This window comes from Morganella psychrotolerans, from assembly GCF_001676155.1.
Lineage (GTDB): Bacteria > Pseudomonadota > Gammaproteobacteria > Enterobacterales > Enterobacteriaceae > Morganella > Morganella psychrotolerans.
In genome coordinates, this window is record NZ_LZEW01000001.1 from 1,645,426 (window position 1) to 1,668,635 (window position 23,210).

The 23,210-nt window shown below is 46.3% G+C and carries 20 protein-coding genes and 2 pseudogenes; 6 read left to right on the forward strand and 16 right to left on the reverse strand.

Going from position 1 to position 23,210, the window contains the following annotated elements; genetic code table 11:
* The first annotated feature begins 66 nt into the window (after positions 1–66).
* Positions 67–558 (forward strand): YbaK/prolyl-tRNA synthetase associated domain-containing protein, encoded by a 492-nt coding sequence (locus AYY16_RS07945; RefSeq protein ID WP_067364255.1) that lies wholly within the window; start codon positions 67–69, stop codon positions 556–558.
* Between the two features lie 21 nt (positions 559–579).
* Positions 580–1,248, forward strand: a complete 669-nt coding sequence (locus AYY16_RS07950; protein ID WP_067364258.1) for a hypothetical protein — start codon at positions 580–582, stop codon at positions 1,246–1,248.
* Between the two features lie 21 nt (positions 1,249–1,269).
* Here the strand turns inward: AYY16_RS07950 and AYY16_RS07955 are convergent, their stop codons facing one another.
* The 9 genes and pseudogenes from AYY16_RS07955 to AYY16_RS07990 form a co-directional block, all read right to left on the reverse strand.
* A complete protein-coding gene (locus AYY16_RS07955; protein WP_067364969.1) occupies positions 1,270–1,935 on the reverse strand; it encodes a fimbrial biogenesis chaperone in 666 nt (221 codons plus the stop codon).
* A gap of 81 nt (positions 1,936–2,016) precedes the next feature.
* Positions 2,017–2,451, reverse strand: a complete 435-nt coding sequence (locus tag AYY16_RS07960) for a fimbrial protein (protein WP_067364261.1) — start codon at positions 2,449–2,451, stop codon at positions 2,017–2,019.
* A gap of 10 nt (positions 2,452–2,461) precedes the next feature.
* Positions 2,462–2,986 carry a fimbrial protein gene (locus AYY16_RS07965; RefSeq protein ID WP_067364264.1) on the reverse strand — a complete coding sequence of 175 codons (525 nt, stop codon included), beginning with the start codon at positions 2,984–2,986 and terminating at the stop codon, positions 2,462–2,464.
* A gap of 13 nt (positions 2,987–2,999) precedes the next feature.
* On the reverse strand, positions 3,000–4,025 hold the full coding sequence (locus AYY16_RS07970) for a fimbrial protein (RefSeq protein ID WP_067364267.1): 1,026 nt from the start codon (positions 4,023–4,025) through the stop codon (positions 3,000–3,002).
* A gap of 10 nt (positions 4,026–4,035) precedes the next feature.
* Positions 4,036–6,540: a fimbrial biogenesis usher protein gene (locus AYY16_RS07975; RefSeq protein WP_067364270.1), complete on the reverse strand. Its 2,505-nt coding sequence runs from the start codon at positions 6,538–6,540 to the stop codon at positions 4,036–4,038.
* An 83-nt stretch (positions 6,541–6,623) separates the two neighbouring features.
* Positions 6,624–6,944 (reverse strand): fimbrial biogenesis chaperone, encoded by a 321-nt coding sequence (locus AYY16_RS21000; protein ID WP_328585669.1) that lies wholly within the window; start codon positions 6,942–6,944, stop codon positions 6,624–6,626.
* Positions 6,936–7,275 (reverse strand): annotated as a pseudogene (locus AYY16_RS21005) (fimbria/pilus periplasmic chaperone); the annotation flags it as partial. The pseudogene AYY16_RS21005 and the gene AYY16_RS21000, both read right to left, overlap by 9 nt.
* A gap of 136 nt (positions 7,276–7,411) precedes the next feature.
* Positions 7,412–7,963 carry a fimbrial protein gene (locus AYY16_RS07985; RefSeq protein WP_067364273.1) on the reverse strand — a complete coding sequence of 184 codons (552 nt, stop codon included), beginning with the start codon at positions 7,961–7,963 and terminating at the stop codon, positions 7,412–7,414.
* Positions 7,964–8,621: 658 nt separating this feature from the next.
* Entirely contained in the window at positions 8,622–9,062 is a 441-nt protein-coding gene (locus AYY16_RS07990; RefSeq protein WP_067364276.1) for a winged helix-turn-helix transcriptional regulator, read from the reverse strand.
* Between the two features lie 99 nt (positions 9,063–9,161).
* On the opposite strand from AYY16_RS07990, the gene AYY16_RS07995 reads away from it, so the two are divergent.
* The gene (locus AYY16_RS07995; protein WP_067364279.1) at positions 9,162–10,358 is read left to right on the forward strand and encodes an MFS transporter; all 1,197 of its coding nucleotides are present in this window, start codon (positions 9,162–9,164) and stop codon (positions 10,356–10,358) included.
* A gap of 94 nt (positions 10,359–10,452) precedes the next feature.
* Here AYY16_RS07995 and AYY16_RS08000 read toward each other — a convergent pair whose 3' ends face one another.
* The gene (locus AYY16_RS08000) at positions 10,453–12,021 is read right to left on the reverse strand and encodes a TerC family protein (protein WP_067364283.1); all 1,569 of its coding nucleotides are present in this window, start codon (positions 12,019–12,021) and stop codon (positions 10,453–10,455) included.
* Between the two features lie 225 nt (positions 12,022–12,246).
* On the opposite strand from AYY16_RS08000, the gene gndA reads away from it, so the two are divergent.
* Together gndA and AYY16_RS08010 are read left to right on the forward strand one after the other, a co-directional pair.
* Positions 12,247–13,659, forward strand: a complete 1,413-nt coding sequence (gene gndA, locus AYY16_RS08005) for an NADP-dependent phosphogluconate dehydrogenase (protein ID WP_067364286.1) — start codon at positions 12,247–12,249, stop codon at positions 13,657–13,659.
* A gap of 224 nt (positions 13,660–13,883) precedes the next feature.
* A complete protein-coding gene (locus AYY16_RS08010) occupies positions 13,884–14,072 on the forward strand; it encodes a hypothetical protein (RefSeq protein WP_223861113.1) in 189 nt (62 codons plus the stop codon).
* A gap of 99 nt (positions 14,073–14,171) precedes the next feature.
* On the opposite strand, the gene AYY16_RS08015 is transcribed toward AYY16_RS08010, so the two are convergent.
* The 6 genes and pseudogenes from AYY16_RS08015 to apbC all read right to left on the reverse strand — a co-directional run bounded on the left by AYY16_RS08015 (position 14,172) and on the right by apbC (position 20,744).
* On the reverse strand, positions 14,172–14,450 hold the full coding sequence (locus AYY16_RS08015) for a riboflavin synthase (protein WP_067364972.1): 279 nt from the start codon (positions 14,448–14,450) through the stop codon (positions 14,172–14,174).
* A 66-nt stretch (positions 14,451–14,516) separates the two neighbouring features.
* Positions 14,517–15,917 carry an anaerobic C4-dicarboxylate transporter DcuC gene (gene dcuC, locus AYY16_RS08020; RefSeq protein WP_067364295.1) on the reverse strand — a complete coding sequence of 467 codons (1,401 nt, stop codon included), beginning with the start codon at positions 15,915–15,917 and terminating at the stop codon, positions 14,517–14,519.
* A 200-nt stretch (positions 15,918–16,117) separates the two neighbouring features.
* Positions 16,118–17,992, reverse strand: coding sequence for an outer membrane assembly protein AsmA (asmA, locus tag AYY16_RS08025; protein WP_067364299.1), 1,875 nt, complete (start codon positions 17,990–17,992; stop codon positions 16,118–16,120).
* Positions 17,993–18,052: 60 nt separating this feature from the next.
* A complete protein-coding gene (dcd, locus tag AYY16_RS08030; RefSeq protein WP_067364302.1) occupies positions 18,053–18,634 on the reverse strand; it encodes a dCTP deaminase in 582 nt (193 codons plus the stop codon).
* Between the two features lie 66 nt (positions 18,635–18,700).
* Positions 18,701–19,345 (reverse strand): uridine kinase, encoded by a 645-nt coding sequence (udk, locus tag AYY16_RS08035; RefSeq protein ID WP_067364304.1) that lies wholly within the window; start codon positions 19,343–19,345, stop codon positions 18,701–18,703.
* Between the two features lie 287 nt (positions 19,346–19,632).
* A pseudogene (apbC, locus tag AYY16_RS08040) lies at positions 19,633–20,744 on the reverse strand (iron-sulfur cluster carrier protein ApbC).
* A gap of 345 nt (positions 20,745–21,089) precedes the next feature.
* On the opposite strand from apbC, the gene metG reads away from it, so the two are divergent.
* Entirely contained in the window at positions 21,090–23,123 is a 2,034-nt protein-coding gene (gene metG / locus AYY16_RS08045; protein ID WP_067364305.1) for a methionine--tRNA ligase, read from the forward strand.
* Positions 23,124–23,210: the final 87 nt, after the last annotated feature.

Consider the following 23,210-nt stretch of genomic DNA (forward strand, 5'->3'; position numbering starts at 1 on the left):
GTTTTTGTTGCCATAACCCATTATAATAAGCTGGAGTGCAGCAACAGAGATAAAGGGATAATAAGTATGATCAACCCTGTTTTTGAGAAACTGACAGCCCGGCTGGATGAAAACCACGCCCGCTACCGTGTGGTTGAGCATGCATCCGCCGGAAAAACCGAAGAGGTTGCCAAAGCCCGCGGAACGCACCACGGACAGGGTGCTAAAGCCCTTGTATGTCATGTTAAAGGAAACGGATTGCGTCAGTATGTCCTTGCCATTTTGCCGTCAGATCAACAGGCAGATTTACAGGCACTGGCAAAAAAGGTCGGCGGCACCCGTGCCTCTCTCGCCAGTCCGAAAGAGACAACTGAACTGACGAACTGTGTTTTTGGTGCTATTCCGCCGTTCAGTTTTCATCCCGGTCTCCGCCTGGTTGCTGACCCGATGCTGTTTGAACGTTTCAGTGAACTGGCGTTTAATGCCGGCAGCCTTGAGTGCTCTGTTATTTTAAATACTCAGGATTATCAGCGGATTGCTGATCCTGATATTATGTCGTTTGTCCGTCGTGAACTGTAATTTTTGCTTGGGAAGGCGCTTATGCAGGATGAACTTTTAGATACTGTTTACTATGTATTATTACTCAGCTTACTGATTTATCTGTCGCGCCACCGCTGGCGCCGGTGGTTTAAAACACAGAAGTCGCGGCCACGTTTTGTCAGCTCGCCGGAAGAAGATGAGCGATCACTGCGCCAGCAGTTGAGCGCACCTTATCTGAACGGCAGTCAGTTTCATAAAACCGATCACTTTTTTGCGGTCAGCGCCCTGCTGCGCGAAGTGCTGGTACACTATGAAGAGCAACAAATCCGCCTTGATGACACCCTTTTTTCCCGCGAAGATACGTACAATTTCACCTGCCTCGGTACCCCGCTGTCTGAACCGCTGACTGCCACACTGGCGGAGCGTCTGGCGCTGCGTGATGATTATCAGTATACCGACAGTGAGCGGATGAACCGCTACTGCCTCACATCTCCGGCAGGAAAACCACTGAACCACCAGATTGGTCTGTGGATTGATATGATGCAATCCCTGCTGGATACTGAGCTGGTGCTTCTTCTGGAAGAAAATAACCAGCAGGACAGAGACTGCCCGGCAATGCATCTCAGTACTGAACAAATCCATCACTGGCTTGATGAAGTCAATGACACTATGGTTCAGATTGCCTCACGCGTGTTGCAGGCTCGTACTTGCAGCAAGATTATCGCGTGATAGCAGCGGGATAATCTATCTTTAAAAAATAGTTTTCTGAACAGGCACTAACAGTGCACCTTCATCATTCAGGGTTTGCCACTGAATACGGCAGCCCGCTTTTGGCGGACAGTCTGACGCCACGGCTGATACCGAAAATGGTGCTATCATTGTTGCAGGCCGGAGAGAACCTTCAATTGTAAATTGAAGCAACGTGACATAATAAGGTGTCGGGTTACGCAATAACAGTTTCGTATCAGTGCGGGTAACTTCAATTTTTTCATAGGCACTATCTGATTTGCCGGGAAGTCCGTCAGGGCGATAATAAAGATTAAACCGGGAACGTATGGCGACCTGAATCTGGTTAGCTCCTGCTTTACCTGACGGTATTGCACTAATAACCACATAAAATAAAGTTTCCCGATCCTTCGCCAGTGCTTCACCGGTATATAAAATGCGAATTTTATTTTCTTCCAGCGAATGTAAAGAGAACAACGGAGGAGTAATAAGAAATGTATCCGCATCTTGCAGCCCTGTTGTTAATACCCTGCTTTTTACTAAAAAAGGCGCATCTTCTGTATTACGTACACCAATACTTATACTTTGTTGCTCTGCCGGATAAATAAAGCGGGTTCCATTAACAACAACACCGGCATTCCCGGCGGATATAATGAATAAACTGAGGCAGAAAAAAACATATACTTTCATATAAACCATCATCAGTTGTAATGCAGAATTAATGTTGCGGTACTATCAGCCCTCCCGGGTTTCAGCACATCTCCGTTTGTTTCATAGCGAACCTGGAGCGGTAATTTTTTTTTCATTTATATTTGCAACTAAAGGAAAAATATCACTTTGGCTGAAAAGTGGTAATACGCGTTGTTTATCGTCATAAAAAGCAATAGCAACCCCGGTTGCACCATTTATACTTTGCGGAACTTTGAGTAAATCAGTATTAGCATTATCCCGCTCTCCCTGAAGTTCAACAGAAACACCACTGACATCACTACCGCAATTAATTAAGTGGATAGTAAAGGGAATAAACTGCCCGCGGCTACGTGCCTGTAATTCTTTTACTGAAACACTTTTCATATCAATAAGAGCATCAGGTACTGAGACAGCACAAACATTACTCAGTATCTTGCCCTTTATCTTTACTACATTCGCATATCCGGCTGAAGTGAACATCACCATTAACATAAATAAAAGGTATAAATAACGCATACTACTCCCCTTACTGATATATAATATCAAAATACATAATGGCAGAGGCATCACCGGCAGTTACTGTATTATTGATAGATTTATAACGCAGAAGATATTTCAATGTATTCTCACCTCTTATTATTGGTTTTAGTCGGGTGAGAATATTAAGGGCGATTGGTTTTTCATTCTCGCCATCTAAAATCTCAATGGCAATACCTCCGGCTAACAGCGTACCATTACCTGTATCTGATACTGCCAATAACTCCGGATATTGAGCGGACGCCGTACCCGTAAAAGTAACGCTCGCACCAGAGATAGTTTCAGTACAATCCGTTAATCTTATATTCAGTGGCTTACCCGCTGTTGTACTACCAGCCTGAGGAAAATCTCTGATATGAAAATCACCTAGTGTAATCGTTTGATTTGTATCATTTATATTAATTATGCAGCTTTCATTTTTAATGTTTCCTGTAACAGACACCCTCACATCAGCAGCATTTACACTATTGCTTAAAAATAAAAAAAACACACTTAAAAATAAAAAACGTGACATTATTGTTCCCCCGCTACTGATAGGAAAAAGTAATTCCGACAAGTCCGTTTGCACTACCTGCTTTCATATCACCAGTCCGTATATACTGAAAACCCAGCTGGAAAGGAATAAGTTGATTATTTTGTGTTGTACTGATTAACTCGAATTGATTCGTATTATTTTTACTGGTGCTATCAGGCCCTAAAGTGACAACTTTTCCATTATAGAGTGCCTGAATACCGACACCTTTTGCTTTCGAATCAGGAGTGAGCCCGATAATATTACTTGTGTTTGTTTTATTTGATTGATCCGAAATTGTCACGGCTACATGAACACCTTGATCACAAGATATATTTGTATTAGCGACTCCATTACCTTTTGTACTATTGACAGAAGGAAATTGTCCTGTACGAAACTCACCGAGTGAAATAGATGTATCTGTATTGCCTAAAACTCTACATCCCGTTGCTTTAACCTCAATAGGAACATAATTAATCGAAATATTACCGCTATCTAAAAGTTCACCCTTTTCAGAATAGCAATAAATAGTTGCAATATTGTTAGGTGATATCCGTGTTCTCCCACTGACTAAATGTGAATTTGTTTTCACCAAGTAAATTTTTAACGATCCTCCGATATTTAGAGGCAATGATGGTCCGGTTCCGGGAGCTGGGTACCACTGGTTTTCATTGATGTTCAATGGTGTAAAATTAGTCGCGTGGGTGTCTTTTACGCCCATAACCCAGCCAATCCCTGCGGTCCCTGTGTCATAAATAGGATAATCAACACCATCAATATGTGCAGTCAGAGATAATGGCTGTGAAAGTGATATTATTTTTGCGGTAGCAATAGTTCTTTTCTCTATATTTTGGTCACAAATATATTCATGAACAATAGTAGAGCTCCACCCCTGGCTGATAGGTACACCTATACCCACATTATCAGCCGGTCCGCTATAAGATATAGGCGGTATATTGAATCTGACATTATTGCCCGCATACCCTGTCAGCGGTGGTAACATAAATAAGATAATTATAAAAACCGACATAATACGTGACATAATACTCTCTCTATCGACATTCGCTTTTTAACCGGGTAATGATTTTATTTTCACTACCAGCGGGTAATTGATAATCAACTGTACACTGCTGGGTGGTCGCATTACCCCATTTTACGAGTAATTTTCCGTCGGCTGACAAACCGGAAAGATAAACCTGACCACTATCACCGACAATACCTGTATTTGCAGATTCTTCATAAACAGTCACAATTGCACCAAACGGAATCAGGCTCTGACGATAACTCAGTGTCAGTAATACACGGCTCCCTACTTTAGTCGTAAAGTGTGTTCTGACAATCGCTCCTTTTGTCGGAACGACGTTCAACACACTGTCTTGTAACTCGACATTCGTTGCCAGTGTATTCGGATCTAATGCTACACGGTTCTGCCGGTAGTTATTTGCATAAGGGAGAATAGCATATCCCCGCCAGTCAGTCCGCACACCGGCTGAATTCTCAATAAGAACATCACCGGCATCGGGGGCGGCGATCAATATATTGGTATCTCCCAGTGGCTGACTGAATGTTACACCATTTTCATGTAAAATGATCCCACCAGCCAACCCATAATTAAGCTGACGGCTACCATCACTGTAATTATAGCCAACATTACTATTAGCAACACTGCCCTGATAATTTGCGGTAATATTTCCGCTCGCGCCGACACCTTGATTGGTATACCCCTGCTGAACACTGTAACCAAAATTATTTTGTTCCAGCAATGTGCCGTTTATTCCAGCTGTTTGTACAACGTTATGGCGATTATTGGTATTAATATTGTAGGATGCGTAGGCAGTGTTATTACTCCGTTCAGATGACAACCATTCACTTAACGGGATAGAAACAGACAGTGCAATCCCTTGGTCAGCCTGTGCACTATGTGAATTTTTATTATAGTTGTAGCTGATGTTGTAGTTCATATCATGGTAAGTTGAATTAAATCCAACCTGTAACAACCTGTTTTTCTCCGCAGTACCCCAATAATCCTCCAGACTTCCGGATAAAAAGATTGAGCCATATTCGCCGAGTTGCTGGGAAATATTCGCCTGTATACGACTGCGCTTATTCTGACGTAAATTAAAATATCGCTGACCATTATTATCTTCATCAGAATAGCCATCCATAATCTTATGGGTGGTATCTTCCAATGTATAAAAGCCTGACGTTGAATACCGGTAACCTAGCAATTGAAAATTAGTGCCGTAATCACTCAGTGATTTTGCATACAGAAAGCGCAGAGACTGCCCCTGATGATCGCTATCATCTGCAAGATGACTGCGTGCATGGGTAATGTCGACAGAAAATGCCCCGAACTGATTAAGGTTTTTTCCGATACCAATAGCGACGGACTGATAATTTTTTGCCAGTTGGGTACCGCCGTATAACGTAAAACCATTTGAGATCCCGAAAGCCGATGTCAACTGACCAAAGACAGAGGCGGTCTGATTACTTTTATTTCCGCGAAACTCAGCAACTGTTGCCGCATATTTTAGCTGACCTTCACGTTGTAACACCGGTACAGCAGAATACGCAACTTTATACGTTTCCGTCCGTCCGTCATTTTCTTTAACCGTGACGTCAAGATCACCACCGGAAGATGTCGGATAAAGGTCATTAATAATAAATGCACCCGGCGAAACATACGTCTGATAAATAATATAGCCATTCTGCCTAACAGTGACCTGAGCATTCGTTTTTGCAATACCATGAATAGTCGGTGCAAATCCCTTCTGGCTATCCGGCAGCATATTTTCGTCTGTCATTACCTGAACGCCGCGAAAACTCAGTGAATCAAAAACGTCTGAAGGGGTAAAACTATCACCCACGACGAACTGACTTTGAATTTTTTCAATAGCACGCTCTGCATAAGTACTGATATGCTGCCATTTATCACTGACTGCTCCGTTTTTGTTTTTCTGATAACTCCAACTCGAACGGTCACGGAAACGCCAGGCACCAAGATTGACGCCATTATTTAAACTTAAATAATAACTGCTGCTATTGGCACTATTACTACCACTGTTGTTTGAGCCGTTAAATGCATAATTAATTAACAACGCTGTTATGCCGTTATCCCATTGTGAAGGCGGAATATATCCGCGAGCCTGGCTGGATAAAGCGGCCTGAGGAATACTCAGACTCAGCTTTTGCTTTGCAAAATCAAAAGAACTGCTGCTGTCCGGAATAATGGTGCCTAAATTCACACAATCATTCTTATTTTTATCTGAATCCGATCCGGTAACAGTACTGATGCCAAGTGATACAAGAAATTCAGATGATAAACATGCCTGAAGTCCGGATGGAGCGTCATCCGATGCGGCAAAATTCAATGGTCCGCTTCGGATGAATTTATCATTGAGGTAAATATCAACATGATAAGATCCCGGAAGCTGCCTCTTTTCATTTTCAAAAACAGAAAGGTCTGCAACGGCACTGGTGTCATCAGATAAAAATGCGGGATTAAAATAATTATCCGCATAAACGTTAGATACCCATAGTCCACTGTTTATTGCAATAAATAATGTAGAATATCTAAAGAATTTTTTTCATACTATTTACAGAGGAACTGGCCATGCCAGGAACTCCCTTATATTTATTATCACGGACAATTAATACTGGATGTCGTTGCTCCATAATCATTTACTGTTTGAAATGATACTGACTTATTATTATGAGCAGGCAGAGGTAATGTTACCGTGGTAAATGGTGATGCCATTGTACCGGGTAAAGATTCTGCACCTGATTTAATATTAACTAATGTTACATAATAAGGTGTCGGATTTTCAATTAACACACTATTATCTTTAATCTGGCAACGCAGGGCGCCCGGGATCTTATCAATCGGAAAACTAAGTCCGGCAGGACGCATAAATAATTTAATAACACTTTGCGTCGCTATCTGTAAAGAATTTCCGTTCATATCTTCTTTTTTGACTGAAGGAATAGCTTTACTATTAAGATAAAATAATGTTTCTCTATCTGTTGGTAAGTTTTCATCACCAGCATAAATAATACGTAAAATATTTTCACTATTTTGGTTTAGCGTAAACAATGGTGGTGTAACTATAAAATCATCCGTTTTTTTTTCCGTCTTCATTACTAACCCATGACTGAATTAGAAAAACTTTATTTTTATCCGAATTTGAGATTGGTAAATTTATTTGTTTTTCACCAATAGGATAAATCAGCCTGGTTGATCCTAATGCAACACCACCATATTCACTGGCGTATACAGAGAAGACAGGGGACATGCTCAATAAGGCCAATAACGTAATCAGAGGTTTTTTTTATTAATTTAATATTGATGTTCATCATATAGTTGTCTGCCAGTCGCTATGCCATAAAAATACTCCCCCCTAATAACACTAAGAGGGAATAAATTATTTATTAAGAAAAATGAATCATAAATGTTGCTTCACCGCGAACAGAACCTGACGTTGCTGCACCGGTAGCAATATAATCAACACTTAACGGGATAATAACTTCAGTACCTTCAATTTTAAGTAATGATGACTGAACACCGGTGGCTAATGGCTTAGAATCCGGCCCGAAAATTTGTAATGCTACATTTTTTGCAGTATTACCATTTGCAATATTTGCAAGTGCAGCAGGAATAGCCGCATCCGTTTGTGCAGAATAGGAAACTGCCACATTTTCGCTGACTGAGTTGTCACAATCAATTAATCTGATAGAGAAAGGTTTTTTCTGGTTACCCAGGTCGCCACTGACTGCTAAATTTTTTGTACGAACCTGGTTCAGTACGACAGGACCATTATTTTCGCTGGTTGCAACAGCACATGCTGCGTCAACAACTTCGCCCTGGAATTTAAAAGTACCACCAGAGATTGATGTTGTCTGCGGAGCAGCAAAAGCAGCGCCGGCTAATGTTAAACCTAATACAACAGAGATTATGTTTAATTTAGTATTATTAATTTTCATTACCATTCCTTTCATATTTTAAGTTATTTTTCACAGCGTAAAAAACAAAGAAATAAATTTTCAATTTCTTTATTTTTAAGATTTCTTAGATAAGAATAATGATATTATATAACCGACAGGCAATAATCACCCACACAATTTATATTGTGTAAATAATAAAGTCTCATTATATAATTTGTATAATATCAGTTTAGTTTCGGTTCTATAAAAATGCTCGTTTTACTAGTGCAATGTAATAAGTTTATATACTAATTTTACACTGTACTAATACAATATCAAGATGTGGATATTTCCCTGTTTCAATAAACAGAGAAAAATAGCCATATTGACCCAGGTCAATTTCAATATATTTCAATACATTACAGTCATTACCTATACCTGATCTCACACTAACTTATAATATCGGTAGCTACTATCACTCAAACAAGCACTTTTGATGCGAATAATAAGAATATTAAACTGCCTTTTTTTATCACTATGCAGTCGTGAATTCGGATATTTTCTATATAAACAGACATAATTGCTGTTTAAAGCCACTTGCCGTATCTATAAATACAAACACCCCGGTACAGAAAGTACCCATGACCAGCCCAAATGCACCAGGCATCATGGTACATAATTGCCTGACCGGTGCCTCCGTTAATACAGGAGACACTCTTCACTGCGTGACTTTGCGCACCACTGTTTCTGACGGTGACAAAATATCTCCTCGCTCAGTCACCAAAGCCACCGGCAGAACCGGTCTGCCGGTGGCTTTGTCAACCAACACAGAGTGCGGTTCATCTTCCCCGAACAAATTATCTTCCCCCCACTGGCGCAGCGCCACAATCACAGTAAAAAGATGCTCTCCTTTGTCAGTCAGGACATATTCCTGATAGGCCGTGCCGTCTGAAGCCGGTTTCATTTCCAGAACACCGGCATCTGTCAGTTTTTTCAGGCGGTCAGACAGAATATTGCGGGCAACCCCCAGGTTTTGCTGAAAGTCTTTAAACCGGCGGATACCATCAAACGTATCGCGGATAATGAGTAATGACCAGCGGTCACCTATCAGATTGAGTGTTCTGGCGACCGGGCAATATTCGGGAGTAACAGTTGTCATAGTAAATCCTGTTATCAGTGGCAGAAGAATCTGGTTGCATTTTAAAACCAGATTGATTAGGCTGCAACCAGTTTCATTTTAAAACTGGTTATTCACCTTATGGACATAACATCCTGCTCGAATACGTCGTCCCGCCTCTCTGCATCACTCACGCGGTTGTTTGCCGTTGCTGCCGGTCTGAGTGTTGCCAATGTGTATTACGCCCAGCCACTGCTGGATATTTTATCGCGGGATTTTTCCGTCAGTCCGGCTGCAATCGGTGGTGTGATCACCGCTACCCAGCTCGGGTGTGCTGCGGCGCTGTTATTTGTTGTTCCGCTGGGAGACAAACTTAACCGCCGTTTTTTAATGCAGATTCAATTTACCGGGTTACTTGCCGCACTTCTGGTGGTCGGGCTGGCACAATCCGCATTTATGCTGCTTGCCGGTATGCTGGCAACCGGACTGGCAGGAACAGCCATGACACAGGGATTAATCGCTTATGCTGCAAGTGCGGCAGCGCCCGGCGAACAGGGACGGGTTGTCGGGACAACACAGGGCGGTGTTTTTATCGGTTTATTACTGGCGCGTGTTTTTTCAGGCGGTGTCAGTGATATTGCGGGCTGGCGGGCTGTTTATCTCCTCCCGGCGATTGTGATGGTACTGATCGCCATCCCTCTTTTCCGGCGGTTGCCTGATGTTCCGCAACCCACAGAAAAGCTGAGTTATCCGCAACTGATTGCATCCCTGTTCACACTGCTGTTGCGCGAAAAAGTATTGCAGATAAGAGGTATGCTGGCATTTTTGATGTTCGCCTCATTCAGTATTTTCTGGAGTGCACTGGTATTGCCGCTGAGCGCTCCGCCTTATCAGCTTTCTCATACCCTCACCGGGGCATTCGGTCTTGCCGGTGCATCCGGCGCACTGATCGCCGCCCGGGCAGGGAAATGGGCGGATCAGGGATATGCCGGGCGGACAAGTGCATACGCGTTGATCATCATGCTGCTTTCCTGGTGGCCGCTCTCTATGCCCGGTCATTCGCTGACCGCACTTATCATCGGGATAATTTTGCTTGATGCGGGCGGACAGGCTTTGCATGTGACTAATCAGAGTCTGATTTTCCGCGCCCGCAGTGATGCTCCCGCACGGTTAACCGGCGCGTATATGTTGTTTTATGCCGCCGGCAGTGGTCTGGGCGCTATCAGTGCAACAATGACATACAGTGCTGCCGGCTGGTCGGGGATCTGCCTGCTGGGAGCCGGTGTAAGCAGTATTGCTCTGCTGTTCTGGTGGGTTACGCGCAATATTATCCGCTGACCCGTTGTCACTTTCTTACCCGTTTTTTCTTCTTTTTTTTAACCATAAAAAAACACCGCCGGAGCGGTGTTTTTGTTACTGGCTGAATAATAGCTTACTTATTATAGCCCTGCTCATCGGCCAGGGTGATTTTTACCCTGCTGATGCGATGATTCTGAATGTCCAGCGGCTCAAATATACAGTCATCGATTTCAATCTGCTCACCCACTTTCGGCAGACGTTGCAGATGCTCCATCAGCAATCCGGCAACTGTTTCGTATTCACGTTTTTCATCCAGCGTCAGCGGCACATAGTTGATTAAATCTTCCAGCGGCATAAAGCCGTTGGTAATCCAGCTGTTATCATCCATACACTGAATATCATGGCGCGCGTCATTTTCGACGCCATTTACCGGCAGATTCCCGGCAATGGTTTCCATCACATCCGTTAAGGTGACAACCCCTTCAACATACCCGAACTCATCCACCACAAAGGCAAAGTGAGTCTGCGCCTGGCGGAACTGCTCCAGCGCTTTGAGCAGTGAGAGTTGTTCAGGGAAGATAAGCGGCTGTTTCAGCAAGGCGCGTAAATCCAGGGTGTCCTGATGCAGACGCTGATGCAGTAAATCAATCACATGCACCACACCCAGCAGTTCGTCATCTTCGTTTGTGCCTTTAATCACAACGCGGGTGTGCGGATTTTTTGTCAGCAGCTCCGAGATTTCATCTGTCGTCGCATCAATGCTCAGCATTTCCACATCATGGCGTGAGGTCATAATACTATTGATGTTGCGCTGAGACAGCCCCAGCACACGGACAATCATCTGGCGCTCTTCAGGGTCAAAAATTTCCTGGTTATCTGAGATAAGGTCGGCGGTGCGGTTATCCAGTTCAGGTGATCCGCGCTTGCCGCTCAGAATACGCAAAACAGCTTCTGCCGTGCGCTGGCGCAGAGAATTTTTACCCCGCAGATATTTGCGGCGGTTAAACATGGATACCTGATTGAGCATTTCAATCATGATAGAGAAGCCAATCGCGGCATAAAGGTAGCCTTTCGGAATATGATAACCGAAACCTTCCGCCACCAGGCTGAAACCAATCATCAGTAAGAAACTGAGGCACAGGATAACAATAGTCGGGTGTTCATTGACGAAACGGGTCAGCGGACGGCTGCCCCAAATCATCAGCAGCATCGCAATAATTACGGCCGTTACCATAACGCCGATATGATCCACCATCCCGACCGCCGTAATCACGGAGTCGAGTGAGAAGACCGCATCCAGCACGATAATTTGTGTGACTACTGCCCAGAATTTTGAGGTTTTCCGCTGCTGGCCGTCATTATGATCCTCACCTTCAAGCCGCTCATTGAGTTCCATTGTGGCTTTAAAGAGGAGAAATATCCCGCCAATCAGCATGATCAGATCACGCGCACTGAACGGATGCCCGAGCATCGTAAACATCGGTGTGGTCAGTGTGATAAGCCAGGAGAGGCTGAACAACAGAATAATACGCATGACTAATGCGCACAGAAGACCCGTTATGCGGGCTTTGTCGCGTTGCGCAGGAGGAAGTTTATCAGCAAGAATGGCAATGAAAACGAGGTTATCAATACCAAGAACGATTTCGAGTACGATTAATGTAGCCAGGCCGGCCCAAATCGACGGATCAGCGATCCATTCCATACAGTTGGTTTTACCTTTTAATCACACAGCTTATGCTGCTAACGAATAATGCGGATTGTCCGCTGAAATAGCAACAGAAAATTCCCTGCTTTCCCTTATGTTCCTGCTGTGCGTTATGACGTTATCGTTTGCATCAATCGCTACCACGCCGCCGTCACATGCGCTAAACTGTGATGCAATTAACACTCAGCTAACGAATCACAGATCAATCCTGAAGGAGTCTTCATGTCCAAACAACAAATTGGTGTTGTCGGTATGGCCGTCATGGGCCGTAATCTTGCACTGAATATCGAAAGCCGCGGTTACTCTGTTTCCGTCTTCAACCGCTCTTCAGATAAAACCGATGAAGTGATTGCTGAAAATCCGGGGAAAAAACTGGTTCCCAGCTACAGTATTGAAGAGTTTGTTGACTCCCTCGAAAAACCCCGCCGTATTTTACTGATGGTCAAAGCCGGTGAAGCGACTGACAAAACACTCGCGTCTCTCACCCCGCACCTTGATAAAGGCGATATTCTGATCGACGGCGGTAATACCTTCTTTCAGGATACTATCCGCCGTAATAAAGAACTGTCTGCACAGGGCTTTAATTTTATCGGTACCGGTGTTTCCGGTGGTGAGGAAGGCGCACTGAAAGGCCCTTCTATTATGCCGGGCGGACAAAAAGAAGCCTATGAACTGGTCGCGCCGATCCTGAAACAGATTGCCGCACAGGTCGATGGTGAGCCATGTGTAACCTATATCGGCGCAAACGGTGCGGGCCATTATGTGAAAATGGTACATAACGGCATCGAGTACGGCGATATGCAGCTTATCGCAGAAGCGTATTCAGTCATGAAAAATGCGCTGGGGATCAGTAATGATGAACTGGCAGCGGCGTTCACTGAGTGGAATAAAGGCGAACTGAGCAGCTACCTGATTGAAATCACCGCCGATATCTTCCGTAAAAAAGATGAAGACGGCAACTACCTGGTTGATGTGATCCTCGATGAGGCCGCTAACAAAGGTACCGGTAAATGGACCAGCCAGAGCGCGCTGGATCTGGGTGTGCCGCTGACACTTATTACTGAATCCGTTTTTGCCCGCTATATCTCTTTCCTGAAAGACCAGCGTGTTGCAGCATCCAAAGTGCTGAAAGGACCAAAAACAGCAGCGTTCAGCGGTGATAAAGGCGAATTTATCGAGAAAGTCCGCCGCGCACTGTATCTGGGCAAAATTGTGTCTTATGCACAGGGCTTTTCACAACTGCGTGTGGCATCAGATGAATATGACTGGGATCTGAATTACGGCGAAATTGCCAAAATCTTCCGTGCCGGGTGCATTATCCGCGCGCAGTTCCTGCAAAAAATCACTGATGCGTATGCTGAAAATCCGGCACTGGCTAATCTGCTGCTGGCACCTTACTTCACACAGATTGCTGATGAGTACCAGCAGGCTCTGCGTGATGTTGTCTGCTACGGCGTTCAGCACGGGATCCCGACTCCGACCTTCTCTGCCGCTATCGCATACTACGACAGCTACCGCAGCGCAGTACTGCCGGCGAATCTTATCCAGGCACAGCGTGACTATTTCGGCGCGCATACCTATAAACGCACGGATAAAGATGGCGTGTTCCACACCGAATGGTTAGATAATAACTGATATTATCTGTTCTCTTTCCGGCAAACCGCGCAAGCCTGAAACTTGCGCGGTTTTTTATTGATGCTGTTTTATTGTACTGACTTACCTGTTAAGAATTGTGAGCATTAAGAGAGAAAAAAAGATCTGCGGCAAGAAGAGAGTGAAATGGTTGATTTTGGTCACATTAATCGGTGCTGTAAATCGCTATGGTGATTAGACGATTAATTACAGAAGCAGGTGATGATATGGATTATTGGTTTGTGTCGTACAAAGTGCGTGCCCGTAACGGAGATACCTTGCAGGGGCATCAGATCACAGAAACTGCCGCGGGTGTTTCTCCCCTCGTTGCTTTAGAAGAAGCTACTCAGAAAGTTGCTGATGAGTCACAGGCTGACCTGCGCTCAGTACGCGTTCTCGCCTTCAACCGCGTGTAATTAACAGTTATTCGTTATAAAAACCTCGTGAAAACGAGGTTTTTTCTTTCTGTACTGCAACTCTTTCTGTACTGCACTCTTTTTGTACTGCCACTCTTTCTATACCGCCACTCTTTCAATATTGACATAATCCCCGGTCACTAACCGGCCGAGCGCGGTTTTCAGCAATGTATCGGTAAAGAGATAAAAACCGACATGGCTGTTATCAATCGCCGCCACCGTCAGGCAACAGCCGTTATAAGACACGGAATCACCGATGATTAAGCCGGGAAGTAAATCCTCCGGAAACTGAACAATATGAATCAGATGATCATTGTTTTCTTCAATTTTTAAAATCAGCGCGGTGCCCGCAACAACTCCGGTAAATATCTTATCCAAAGCCAACCTCATAATCCGTATTGATAAAAAAAACCGCACAGGATCACCCCGCGCGGCTTTTGATGCTTACAGTACGACAGGTACCATTAATTCAGTCGCGATAATCACAACCAGCAAGCCGACCAGCACCGGAACGGAGGTGCGTTTGACGACTTCAAACGGTGAAATTTTCGCCATACCGGCAACCGCAACCACCACACCGGAAACCGGTGACATGGTACGGCCCAGGTTTGATGCCTGAAGCATCGGGATAACCAGGTACGCCGGGTTAATCCCCATTTGCTGTGCCAGACGCGGAATAAGCTCCACAAACGCATAGAACGGCGCATTACCGGAGCCGGTGGTCATTGCCGCCAGCATGGTAATAATGACCAGTGCAATCATCATGATGATCGCCCCGGAACCAAAGGATTGCGCAAGATCGATAAGCCCGGAGATAAAACCGACCGTGCTCAGACCCTGGGCAAATACGCCTGCCGCAACCAACAGCATAACAACCGTGGCAAACGCATCAGCCATACCGCGATAGCAGACATCCAGCCCGGCATAGACTTTCTTGCCGTCAAATCCGCGCACAAATTCAATAATGGCGGAAAGAATAATACAGCCGACAATAATCGTGACGATATGCAACTCAGGCAGAACGATGCCTTTTAAGAAATCCATTCCGAGGAAGGAGCCGAATGGTTTTCCGTCAAACAACAGCACGCCGATAATCGGCAGGAATGGCAGAATGGCATAGAATTTCGGCGCATTTGTTGTGATTTCTTTCACATCGAGGATTTCAGATTTGATATCTTCTTTGCGATCGAGATAGCGCTGCCAGAAAAAGTGAGCAATCGCCATCGCAATAATAGCCACAATGGAGATCGGCAGTGTCAGACTGAACGCAAACTCTTTCAGCGCAATATTCGACGCTTCTGCCGCAATCACCACGTCACCGGATGTCGGTGCGAGAATAATCGCTGCCGGAGAGGCACAAATAGCGGCTGCCGCGCCACGGCTGATCCCGACGTTAACCATTACCGGGAACAGAGTCGCCATCAGTAACACACCCAGACCGGTTGCAGATGACACCGCAAGCGACATCAGGCAGGCAATGAAATACGCCACGATCATCAGGATGTAAGGTGAGTTCACAACCTGAAGCGGTTTGGACACCAGTTTGATAACCACATCGTTCGCGCCGATGTGCGTCATATAGGCGGCAAAACCACACAGCACCATAATCATCATACCGAGGTCGCCGCCACGGTTCATGAGCAGGTATTTAACGTATTCGATGATGTTTGTCGGGCCCCAGCCGGTTGAGACAGCGGCGGCCGGCAGAATATTTTTGCCCATCAGGACACTCACGATCAGAAGCAGTAAACCCCCGACCATTAACACCCCTGTGGCTGAATACCCCTTGATAATGTAGCGCCCGACGCCGACGGCAACGGCTGCACCAATGAGAAGATCTAACATTTATACTCCTGTCTGCATGTTTTTAGTTATAAGAATGATTAAAGCACTCTGCCGAAAGTCAGAGACAGATCAAATGATGTATATCAATGAACAGGTGTTATTACACACACATCATTTACACCGCACTGCTGTCAGCATGAAAAAAGCAGTGACAATATAATTTATCGTCACTGCTCTGTTTTTATAAATTGACCGGAAATTTATAACCGGTTAATTAAAGACTCTACCGCATTAAGCTCTTTACCGGTCTTGTCATTAATGAGCCCCCCGATAGCCTGCTTTGCCCGCTGTTGTAACTGATTACGCAACAGCGTTTCAACCTCAAATTTATATTGCAGATTTTCCCAGCTGCCAAACAATACCACCGGAATGCGGATAGATTGCAGCCAAGTCACAAAGTCGTTGGATTTTCCCCAGCCTTTTAATATCTGAACGCCGAGGTTTATATTCAGATTCTGTTTTACCAGATTTGTCCGTCCGCTGCCGGTAATATTAAAGGCATCCGAGACGGCGAGAATTTTACTGATTTTCACTTCGCCGTTATTCAGCGTACCAATCACATCCAGCTTTTTCGCCTCGGTCAGGGCATCCATGGACTGCGGCGAGCTGACTTTATCTGTCGCCTGAGAAAGTGACTGCTGAATAAGATACGGAATATTCAGCCCGAGCATTTTGACATCCACAATACTCAGCGCCACATCACCACGCCAGGCATTTAAAATCGCTTCCTGGTCATAGCCTGTTCCGCGCAGATCGCCGTCAAAACTCAGGCGTCCGGTAAATTTCTCCGGCATTTTAAACGCTGCCAGCATCGGGCGGACATCAATATTTTGTAATAACGGTTTGATCCGCACCTTTGCCGGTGCAGTTTCAGAATAGATGGTCATCGGCAGAGAAAAACGTCCGCCGAACACATTACCGGTCATTTTTGAGATTTCAGTCACACTGCCGAGGTTTTCAGCCTTCACCGTCAGTTGGCTTATTTCCATTCCCTGATAAATCAGTGACTCCACATTCAGCGCCAGCGTGGCATTGAAATAATTCATGACAGTCAGGTCATATTTATTCAGTGAATCACTGCCATTGGTGACAATCGCCGGTCTGGTTGCCACCGGAGCGGTTTTACTCTCACCGTTTTCCGTTCCTGTCACCGCACGCTCATAGCCCAGCAGGTTATCCAGGTTCAGTTTTGGCGATGTCAGCTGAACGTCATAACGGGGTGTATCACCCAGCGCCGCTTCAATCGTACCGCTCAGCTGGCTTTCATTAGCGCTCAGTTTCAGACTTTCCAGGATAAGTGACTGCGGTGCCTGACCCACAGCTTCATGCCAGGTAAAGGCTGTCGTGCCGTTGCCGTTAATACCGTTGGCATACAGACCCGCACCTGAAAGGCGATAATTCAGGCGGTTAATATTGCCGCTGATCTGCACCGGGTACTGTGAGATATCAATATCAGAGCTGAGGCTGAAAGAGAGTTCCTGCTGATTACGCAGAATATTGCTGCTGAGCGCCACAACATAACGTTCCGGCGTATTACGCTCCAGAGAGAAATTAATATCACGCATATTAATTTGCGCGCCGTCATCTGTCTGCCAGACCAGTAAACTGTTGGCAATGCGGATGCGATCCACATCAAATGACCATTTATTTTCTTTTGATACCGCCACTGGTCTGGCTTTCTGATTGCCGGGTGCTATCGGCTCGCTTTTTTGTACTTTGGACTCAGTTTCAGGCAGGATTTTCAGCAGTGCGCCATCGAGCATAACTTCTCTGACCGACAACTGATGAGAGAGAAGCGGCCACAATTCCACATCCAGACGCATGTTGTCTGCGGTAACAACCGGCTCAGCGGCGTCCGGTGCGGTTAATGACATTTTGCCGGTGATAATGCTCAGCTTAGGCCAGACATGCCAGCGCATATCATCTTTCATCACCAGTTCGTAACCGGTATCTTCCTTTACCTTGTTAACGATATAATCACGGAAGTCATTCGGGTTCACCATCAGGATTAACGTCGCCAGACCTGCCGCTATCACGACAAGCAGAATAATCAGCGTGGTGAATAATCGTTTCATAATCCCTGTTCCTTCCCCATTCTTTGTTGAACCCGCGGACGGACATCTGCCGCCCGTTGTTTAATCTTCGCTGATACGACTGCCGACAGCTCCCTGCTGATTTTTGTACTTTGCATCCCGACGACGGTTATAAGGTCTGTCAGCAGAGCCGGATAACGGCTCAAAACTCAGCGCACCAATCACCATGCCCGGACGTAACGCCAACGGCAGCTTACCCGAGTTATAAAATTCCAGTACGATTTGTCCGTGCCAGCCGGGATCGATCCGGTGCGCGGTCACATGCACCATCAGACCAAGGCGCGCCAGGGATGAACGACCATCCAGCCAGCCCACCATATTGTCAGGCAGAGTGATTGACTCCAGCGTTGATGACAGCGCCAGTTCACCCGGATGCAGATAAAACACCTGGTCTTCTGACAGGTTAATCTCATCACTCATGACACTTTCCAGCGCAGCATTAACCTCATCTTTCGGACCACTGAGATCAATATACGCCGCCGTGTGCCCCTGAAAAACACGGAACTGACTGCCGAGACGGACATCGGCGGTTGCTCCGTTTATCCGCTCAACCGGCGGACGGGGAGAAATCACCAGTCTGCCGTCATCAAGCCACTGAATAATATCACGGTCACAGAGTCGCATGGTTCTATCCTCATAAAACACGGCGCTTATCCGCAGATAAGCGGGGATTAATTCGTTGCCGGCGGCTTACTCGCAGAACTGGCTTATTTTTGCTTTCAGAATATCAATGGCCACGCGGTTTTTACCGCCTCTCGGGACTATGATATCAGCATATTGTTTCGTTGGTTCAATAAATTGCAGATACATCGGACGAACCGTTTTATTGTACTGTGCAATCACCGAATCCAGTGTGCGCCCGCGCTCATTAACATCACGGCGGATACGGCGCATCAGGCAGATATCCAGTGGCGTATCGACGAAAATGGAGAAGTCCATCTGTTCGCGCAGACGCTTATCTGTCAGCAGCAGGATACCTTCCAGGATAATAACCCGTTTAGGGCGGAAAACGACAGATTCAGATTTACGGGTATGTTCGGCGTAATCATATTGAGGCAGCTGAATATTTTTACCTGATTTCAGTGTTTTCAGGTGCTGTAACAGCAGTTCATGATCCATCGAACCCGGATGGTCATAATTGACCTTAATGCGCTCTTCCATCGATACATTGCTTTGATCTTTGTAATAGCAATCTTCCGGAATAACCCCGATGTTATGATCACCCACCTGGGCGCGTAATTCATGATAAAGCGTATTGGCAATCAGACTTTTTCCTGACGCTGATGCGCCGGTGATGCCTATAATAATGCACTGTTGCTGTGCTGTCTCAGCCATAATAGAAATAACCCGGTTTGAAAATAATAGAAGAGAAAAACTGAAACGATTTGCTGCGCCACCGTTTGTTGCTGTTTATCCGGCCGTGAGTAACAAAACGTGTCTGTCGGCGTTGAATTATAGGGATTTACCGGTGCAGATACCAGCAGAATCAGGTATCCGGGGTAATTATTTCGGGGTATGCGCTGAGATCGCAGGCATAAAAAAGACCTGTACAAAAAAGTACCGGTCTTTGATTTCAGTATCCGCTGTCCGTCCGGATTTCCGGACGGACAAACGCGTTACCATTACACTGCGCGGAAAGCGATTTCAGTCGGGATTTTATCCCCTTCCCAGAACATTTCTGCCGTCAGATTCACGGCAATTTCGCGGTAAATATCAGCAAACTCGCCCTGCGGATCACGCATCACGGTCGGCTGACCACGGTCGAGATCTTCACGCAGCGAAATATGCAGCGGGATCTGCCCCAGCAGTTTGGTGTGATAGCGCTCAGCAAGACGCGCAGCCCCGCCGGTTCCGAAGATAGGCTCAACATGACCGCAGTTACTGCAAATGTGCGCACTCATGTTTTCCACAATACCCATCACCGGCACATTCACTTTTTTGAACATAACGATGCCTTTCATGGCATCCACCAGCGCGATATCCTGCGGTGTTGTCACCACAATCGCACCCGTAACCGGGATGTTCTGCGAGAGTGTCAGCTGGATGTCACCGGTTCCCGGCGGCATGTCGATGACCAGGTAATCCAGATCAGGCCACAGAGTATCCTGTAACATCTGCATCAGGCTTTGCTCGCCATCGGACCGCGCCAGACCATCGCATTATCATCTGTGACCAGATAGCCGATGGAATTTGAGGCCAGACCATACGCCATAACCGGCGACATGTGCTGTCCGTCTGGTGAAGCCGGACGTTCTGCCGTGGTGCCCAGCATGTTCGGGACAGACGGACCATAAATATCCGCATCCAGAATCCCGACTTTTGCGCCCTCTTCTATCAGCGCCAGAGCAAGATTCACCGCCGTGCTGGATTTACCGACACCGCCTTTACCGGAGCTGACCGCCAGGATATTACGGACACCATTAATGCCCGGTAAATCATTGGCACGGCGCAGTGTCGCGATATCGTGGCGCAGTTTCCAGTCTACCGCTGACGCGCCGGTAACCTGCCGTAATTCTTTGGTTTTTGCTTCAATTAGTGCTTCAAACGGGCGCTTCCAGACAAACGGCATCACCAGCTCAACATGCAGGACACCATCCAGCATTGCGCAGTGATGCAGTGCTTTGATGGCAACCAGGTTGCGTTTAAGTGTCGGATGCTCAAATGTCGCCAGTACGTGTGCGACCTGTTCGTTCAGCAGTTCAGGGTTGGTATCCCCGGGGGATTTCGCATTCATCCCGGCTCCTTAGATTTATTGTTTTTATACTCTGAATAATTCGGGATACATGCAGGCGGTAAGTGAATACAACACCCGGGCATCCTGAAGTATAACGAGTATATTACCTGTAACTATCGGCGCTAATGATAGCAGATGACGAATGATTAATTTAGTGATTCTGCGCAAACCTGCACAAAACAAAACCCCTGTAAAGACTAAGGTTATCACCCGGTATTCCGGAACCGGGAACCGGGGATAAAAGGCCGGATAAAACCACACAGAAAGCCGGATTACTGCTGGCAGGGGTCGGCGGGATCGGGTAACATCGAAGTCCCTTTATAATTTGAGGAAGTGAAATACTCTATGTCTCAGATCGCTAATAAAATAGTGGTAACCTGTGCGTTACCTTATGCAAACGGTTCAATCCATCTCGGTCATATGCTGGAACACATCCAGGCTGATATTTGGGTCCGTTTTCAGCGAATGCGCGGCAAAGAGGTTCACTTCATCTGCGCCGACGATGCTCACGGCACGCCTATCATGCTCAAAGCACAGCAGCAGGGGATCACCCCTGAAGCCATGATTGCTCAGATGAGTATTGAACATCAGAAAGATTTTGCAGATTTCGCTATCAGCTTTGATAACTACCACTCCACGCACAGCGAAGAGAACCGGGTATTATCCGAGCATATCTATCTGTCGCTGAGAAAAAATAACCATATTGAAACCCGGACCATTTCCCAGCTTTATGATCCGGAAAAAGGCATGTTCCTGCCGGATCGTTTCGTTAAAGGCACCTGCCCGAAATGTAAAGCAGAAGACCAGTATGGCGATAACTGTGAAGTGTGCAGCGCAACCTACAGCCCGACAGAGCTGATTAACCCGCGCTCTGTCGTGTCCGGTGCCACGCCGGTACTGCGTGACAGCGAGCACTATTTCTTTGATCTGCCTGCATTCAGTGACATGTTACAGGCATGGACCCGCAGCGGTGCGCTCCAGGAGCAGGTCGCGAACAAAATGCAGGAGTGGTTTGATTCCGGTCTGCAACAGTGGGATATCAGCCGTGATTCGCCGTATTTCGGGTTTGAAATCCCGGATGCGCCGGGTAAATATTTCTATGTCTGGCTTGATGCGCCTATCGGTTACATGGGGTCATTTAAAAACCTGTGTGACAAACGCGGCGACCTGGATTTTGACGAGTTCTGGAAGAAAGACGCCAAAACAGATCTCTACCATTTTATCGGTAAAGATATTGTTTACTTCCACAGCCTGTTCTGGCCGGCAATGCTGGAAGGCAGCGGCTACCGCAAACCGACTAACCTGTTTGTTCACGGCTATGTCACGGTTAACGGCGCGAAGATGTCAAAATCACGCGGCACCTTTATTCAGGCGCGGACTTACCTCAATCACCTGGATGCAGACAGCCTGCGCTATTATTATGCGGCGAAACTCTCCTCCCGCATCGATGATATTGACCTGAATCTGGAAGACTTTGTTCAGCGCGTAAACAGCGATATCGTTAATAAAGTGGTGAATCTGGCCTCCCGTACCGCCGGGTTTATCAAAAAACGCTTTAACGGCCGCCTGAGTGCAACACTGTCTGAGCCGGAACTGTATCAGCAGTTTATTGATGCAGAAAAAACCATTACCGAAGAATATACCGGACGTGAATTCGGTAAAGCCATCCGCGAAATCATGGCGCTGGCAGATGTTGCCAACCGCTATATTGATGAAAAAGCACCGTGGGTTGTGGCTAAGCAGGAAGGTAAAGACGCGGAATTACAGGCAATCTGCACCATGGGGATCAACCTGTTCCGTGCGCTGATGACCTATCTGAAACCGGTTATGCCTGAGCTTGCTGCCCGCAGTGAAGCATTCCTGAACCAGGAACTGACCCTGGACGGTATCGCAAAACCGCTGCTGGATCATCAGATTGCTGATTTCAAAGCCCTGTTCAACCGTATTGAAATGGCAAAAGTGGATGCAATGACAGAAGCCTCTAAAGAAGATATCAAAGCCATGTCAGCCAAACCGGTTTCCGGTCCGCTGGCAGATGACCCGATTGCGGACACCATCAGTTTTGATGATTTCGCCAAAGTCGATATGCGTATTGCACTGATCCAATCTGCGGATTTTGTTGAAGGCTCTGACAAACTGCTGAAACTGGTTCTGGATCTCGGCGGCGAAACCCGTCAGGTATTCTCGGGGATCCGCCAGGCATATCAGGATCCGAAAGTGCTGGAAGGCCGCCTGACCGTCATGGTAGCAAACCTGGCTCCGCGCAAAATGCGCTTCGGTATCTCTGAAGGTATGGTGATGGCAGCCGGTCCCGGCGGGGAAGATATTTTCCTGCTCAGCCCGGACACCGGCGCACAACCGGGTCAGCAGGTGAAGTAAGCGTTAAACAACTGAAACAGAAAACGGCAGCGGATCTTTGCGATTCACTGCCGTTTCTTTTTGGGTAGTACTTTTTCAGACCGACCG

Coding starts and splice junctions, on each gene's coding strand:
- AYY16_RS07955 (WP_067364969.1), bottom strand. CDS start 1,935: ATGAAAGTATATGTTTTTTTCTGCCTCAGTTTATTCATTATATCCGCC.
- AYY16_RS07965 (WP_067364264.1), bottom strand. CDS start 2,986: ATGTCACGTTTTTTATTTTTAAGTGTGTTTTTTTTATTTTTAAGCAAT.
- dcd (WP_067364302.1), bottom strand. CDS start 18,634: ATGCGACTCTGTGACCGTGATATTATTCAGTGGCTTGATGACGGCAGA.
- AYY16_RS08010 (WP_223861113.1), top strand. CDS start 13,884: ATGGATTATTGGTTTGTGTCGTACAAAGTGCGTGCCCGTAACGGAGAT.
- metG (WP_067364305.1), top strand. CDS start 21,090: ATGTCTCAGATCGCTAATAAAATAGTGGTAACCTGTGCGTTACCTTAT.
- asmA (WP_067364299.1), bottom strand. CDS start 17,992: ATGAAACGATTATTCACCACGCTGATTATTCTGCTTGTCGTGATAGCG.
- AYY16_RS07960 (WP_067364261.1), bottom strand. CDS start 2,451: ATGCGTTATTTATACCTTTTATTTATGTTAATGGTGATGTTCACTTCA.
- AYY16_RS07990 (WP_067364276.1), bottom strand. CDS start 9,062: ATGACAACTGTTACTCCCGAATATTGCCCGGTCGCCAGAACACTCAAT.
- AYY16_RS07995 (WP_067364279.1), top strand. CDS start 9,162: ATGGACATAACATCCTGCTCGAATACGTCGTCCCGCCTCTCTGCATCA.
- udk (WP_067364304.1), bottom strand. CDS start 19,345: ATGGCTGAGACAGCACAGCAACAGTGCATTATTATAGGCATCACCGGC.
- AYY16_RS21000 (WP_328585669.1), bottom strand. CDS start 6,944: ATGAACGGAAATTCTTTACAGATAGCGACGCAAAGTGTTATTAAATTA.
- AYY16_RS07970 (WP_067364267.1), bottom strand. CDS start 4,025: ATGTCACGTATTATGTCGGTTTTTATAATTATCTTATTTATGTTACCA.
- AYY16_RS07950 (WP_067364258.1), top strand. CDS start 580: ATGCAGGATGAACTTTTAGATACTGTTTACTATGTATTATTACTCAGC.
- AYY16_RS07945 (WP_067364255.1), top strand. CDS start 67: ATGATCAACCCTGTTTTTGAGAAACTGACAGCCCGGCTGGATGAAAAC.
- gndA (WP_067364286.1), top strand. CDS start 12,247: ATGTCCAAACAACAAATTGGTGTTGTCGGTATGGCCGTCATGGGCCGT.
- AYY16_RS07985 (WP_067364273.1), bottom strand. CDS start 7,963: ATGAAAATTAATAATACTAAATTAAACATAATCTCTGTTGTATTAGGT.
- AYY16_RS08000 (WP_067364283.1), bottom strand. CDS start 12,021: ATGGAATGGATCGCTGATCCGTCGATTTGGGCCGGCCTGGCTACATTA.
- dcuC (WP_067364295.1), bottom strand. CDS start 15,917: ATGTTAGATCTTCTCATTGGTGCAGCCGTTGCCGTCGGCGTCGGGCGC.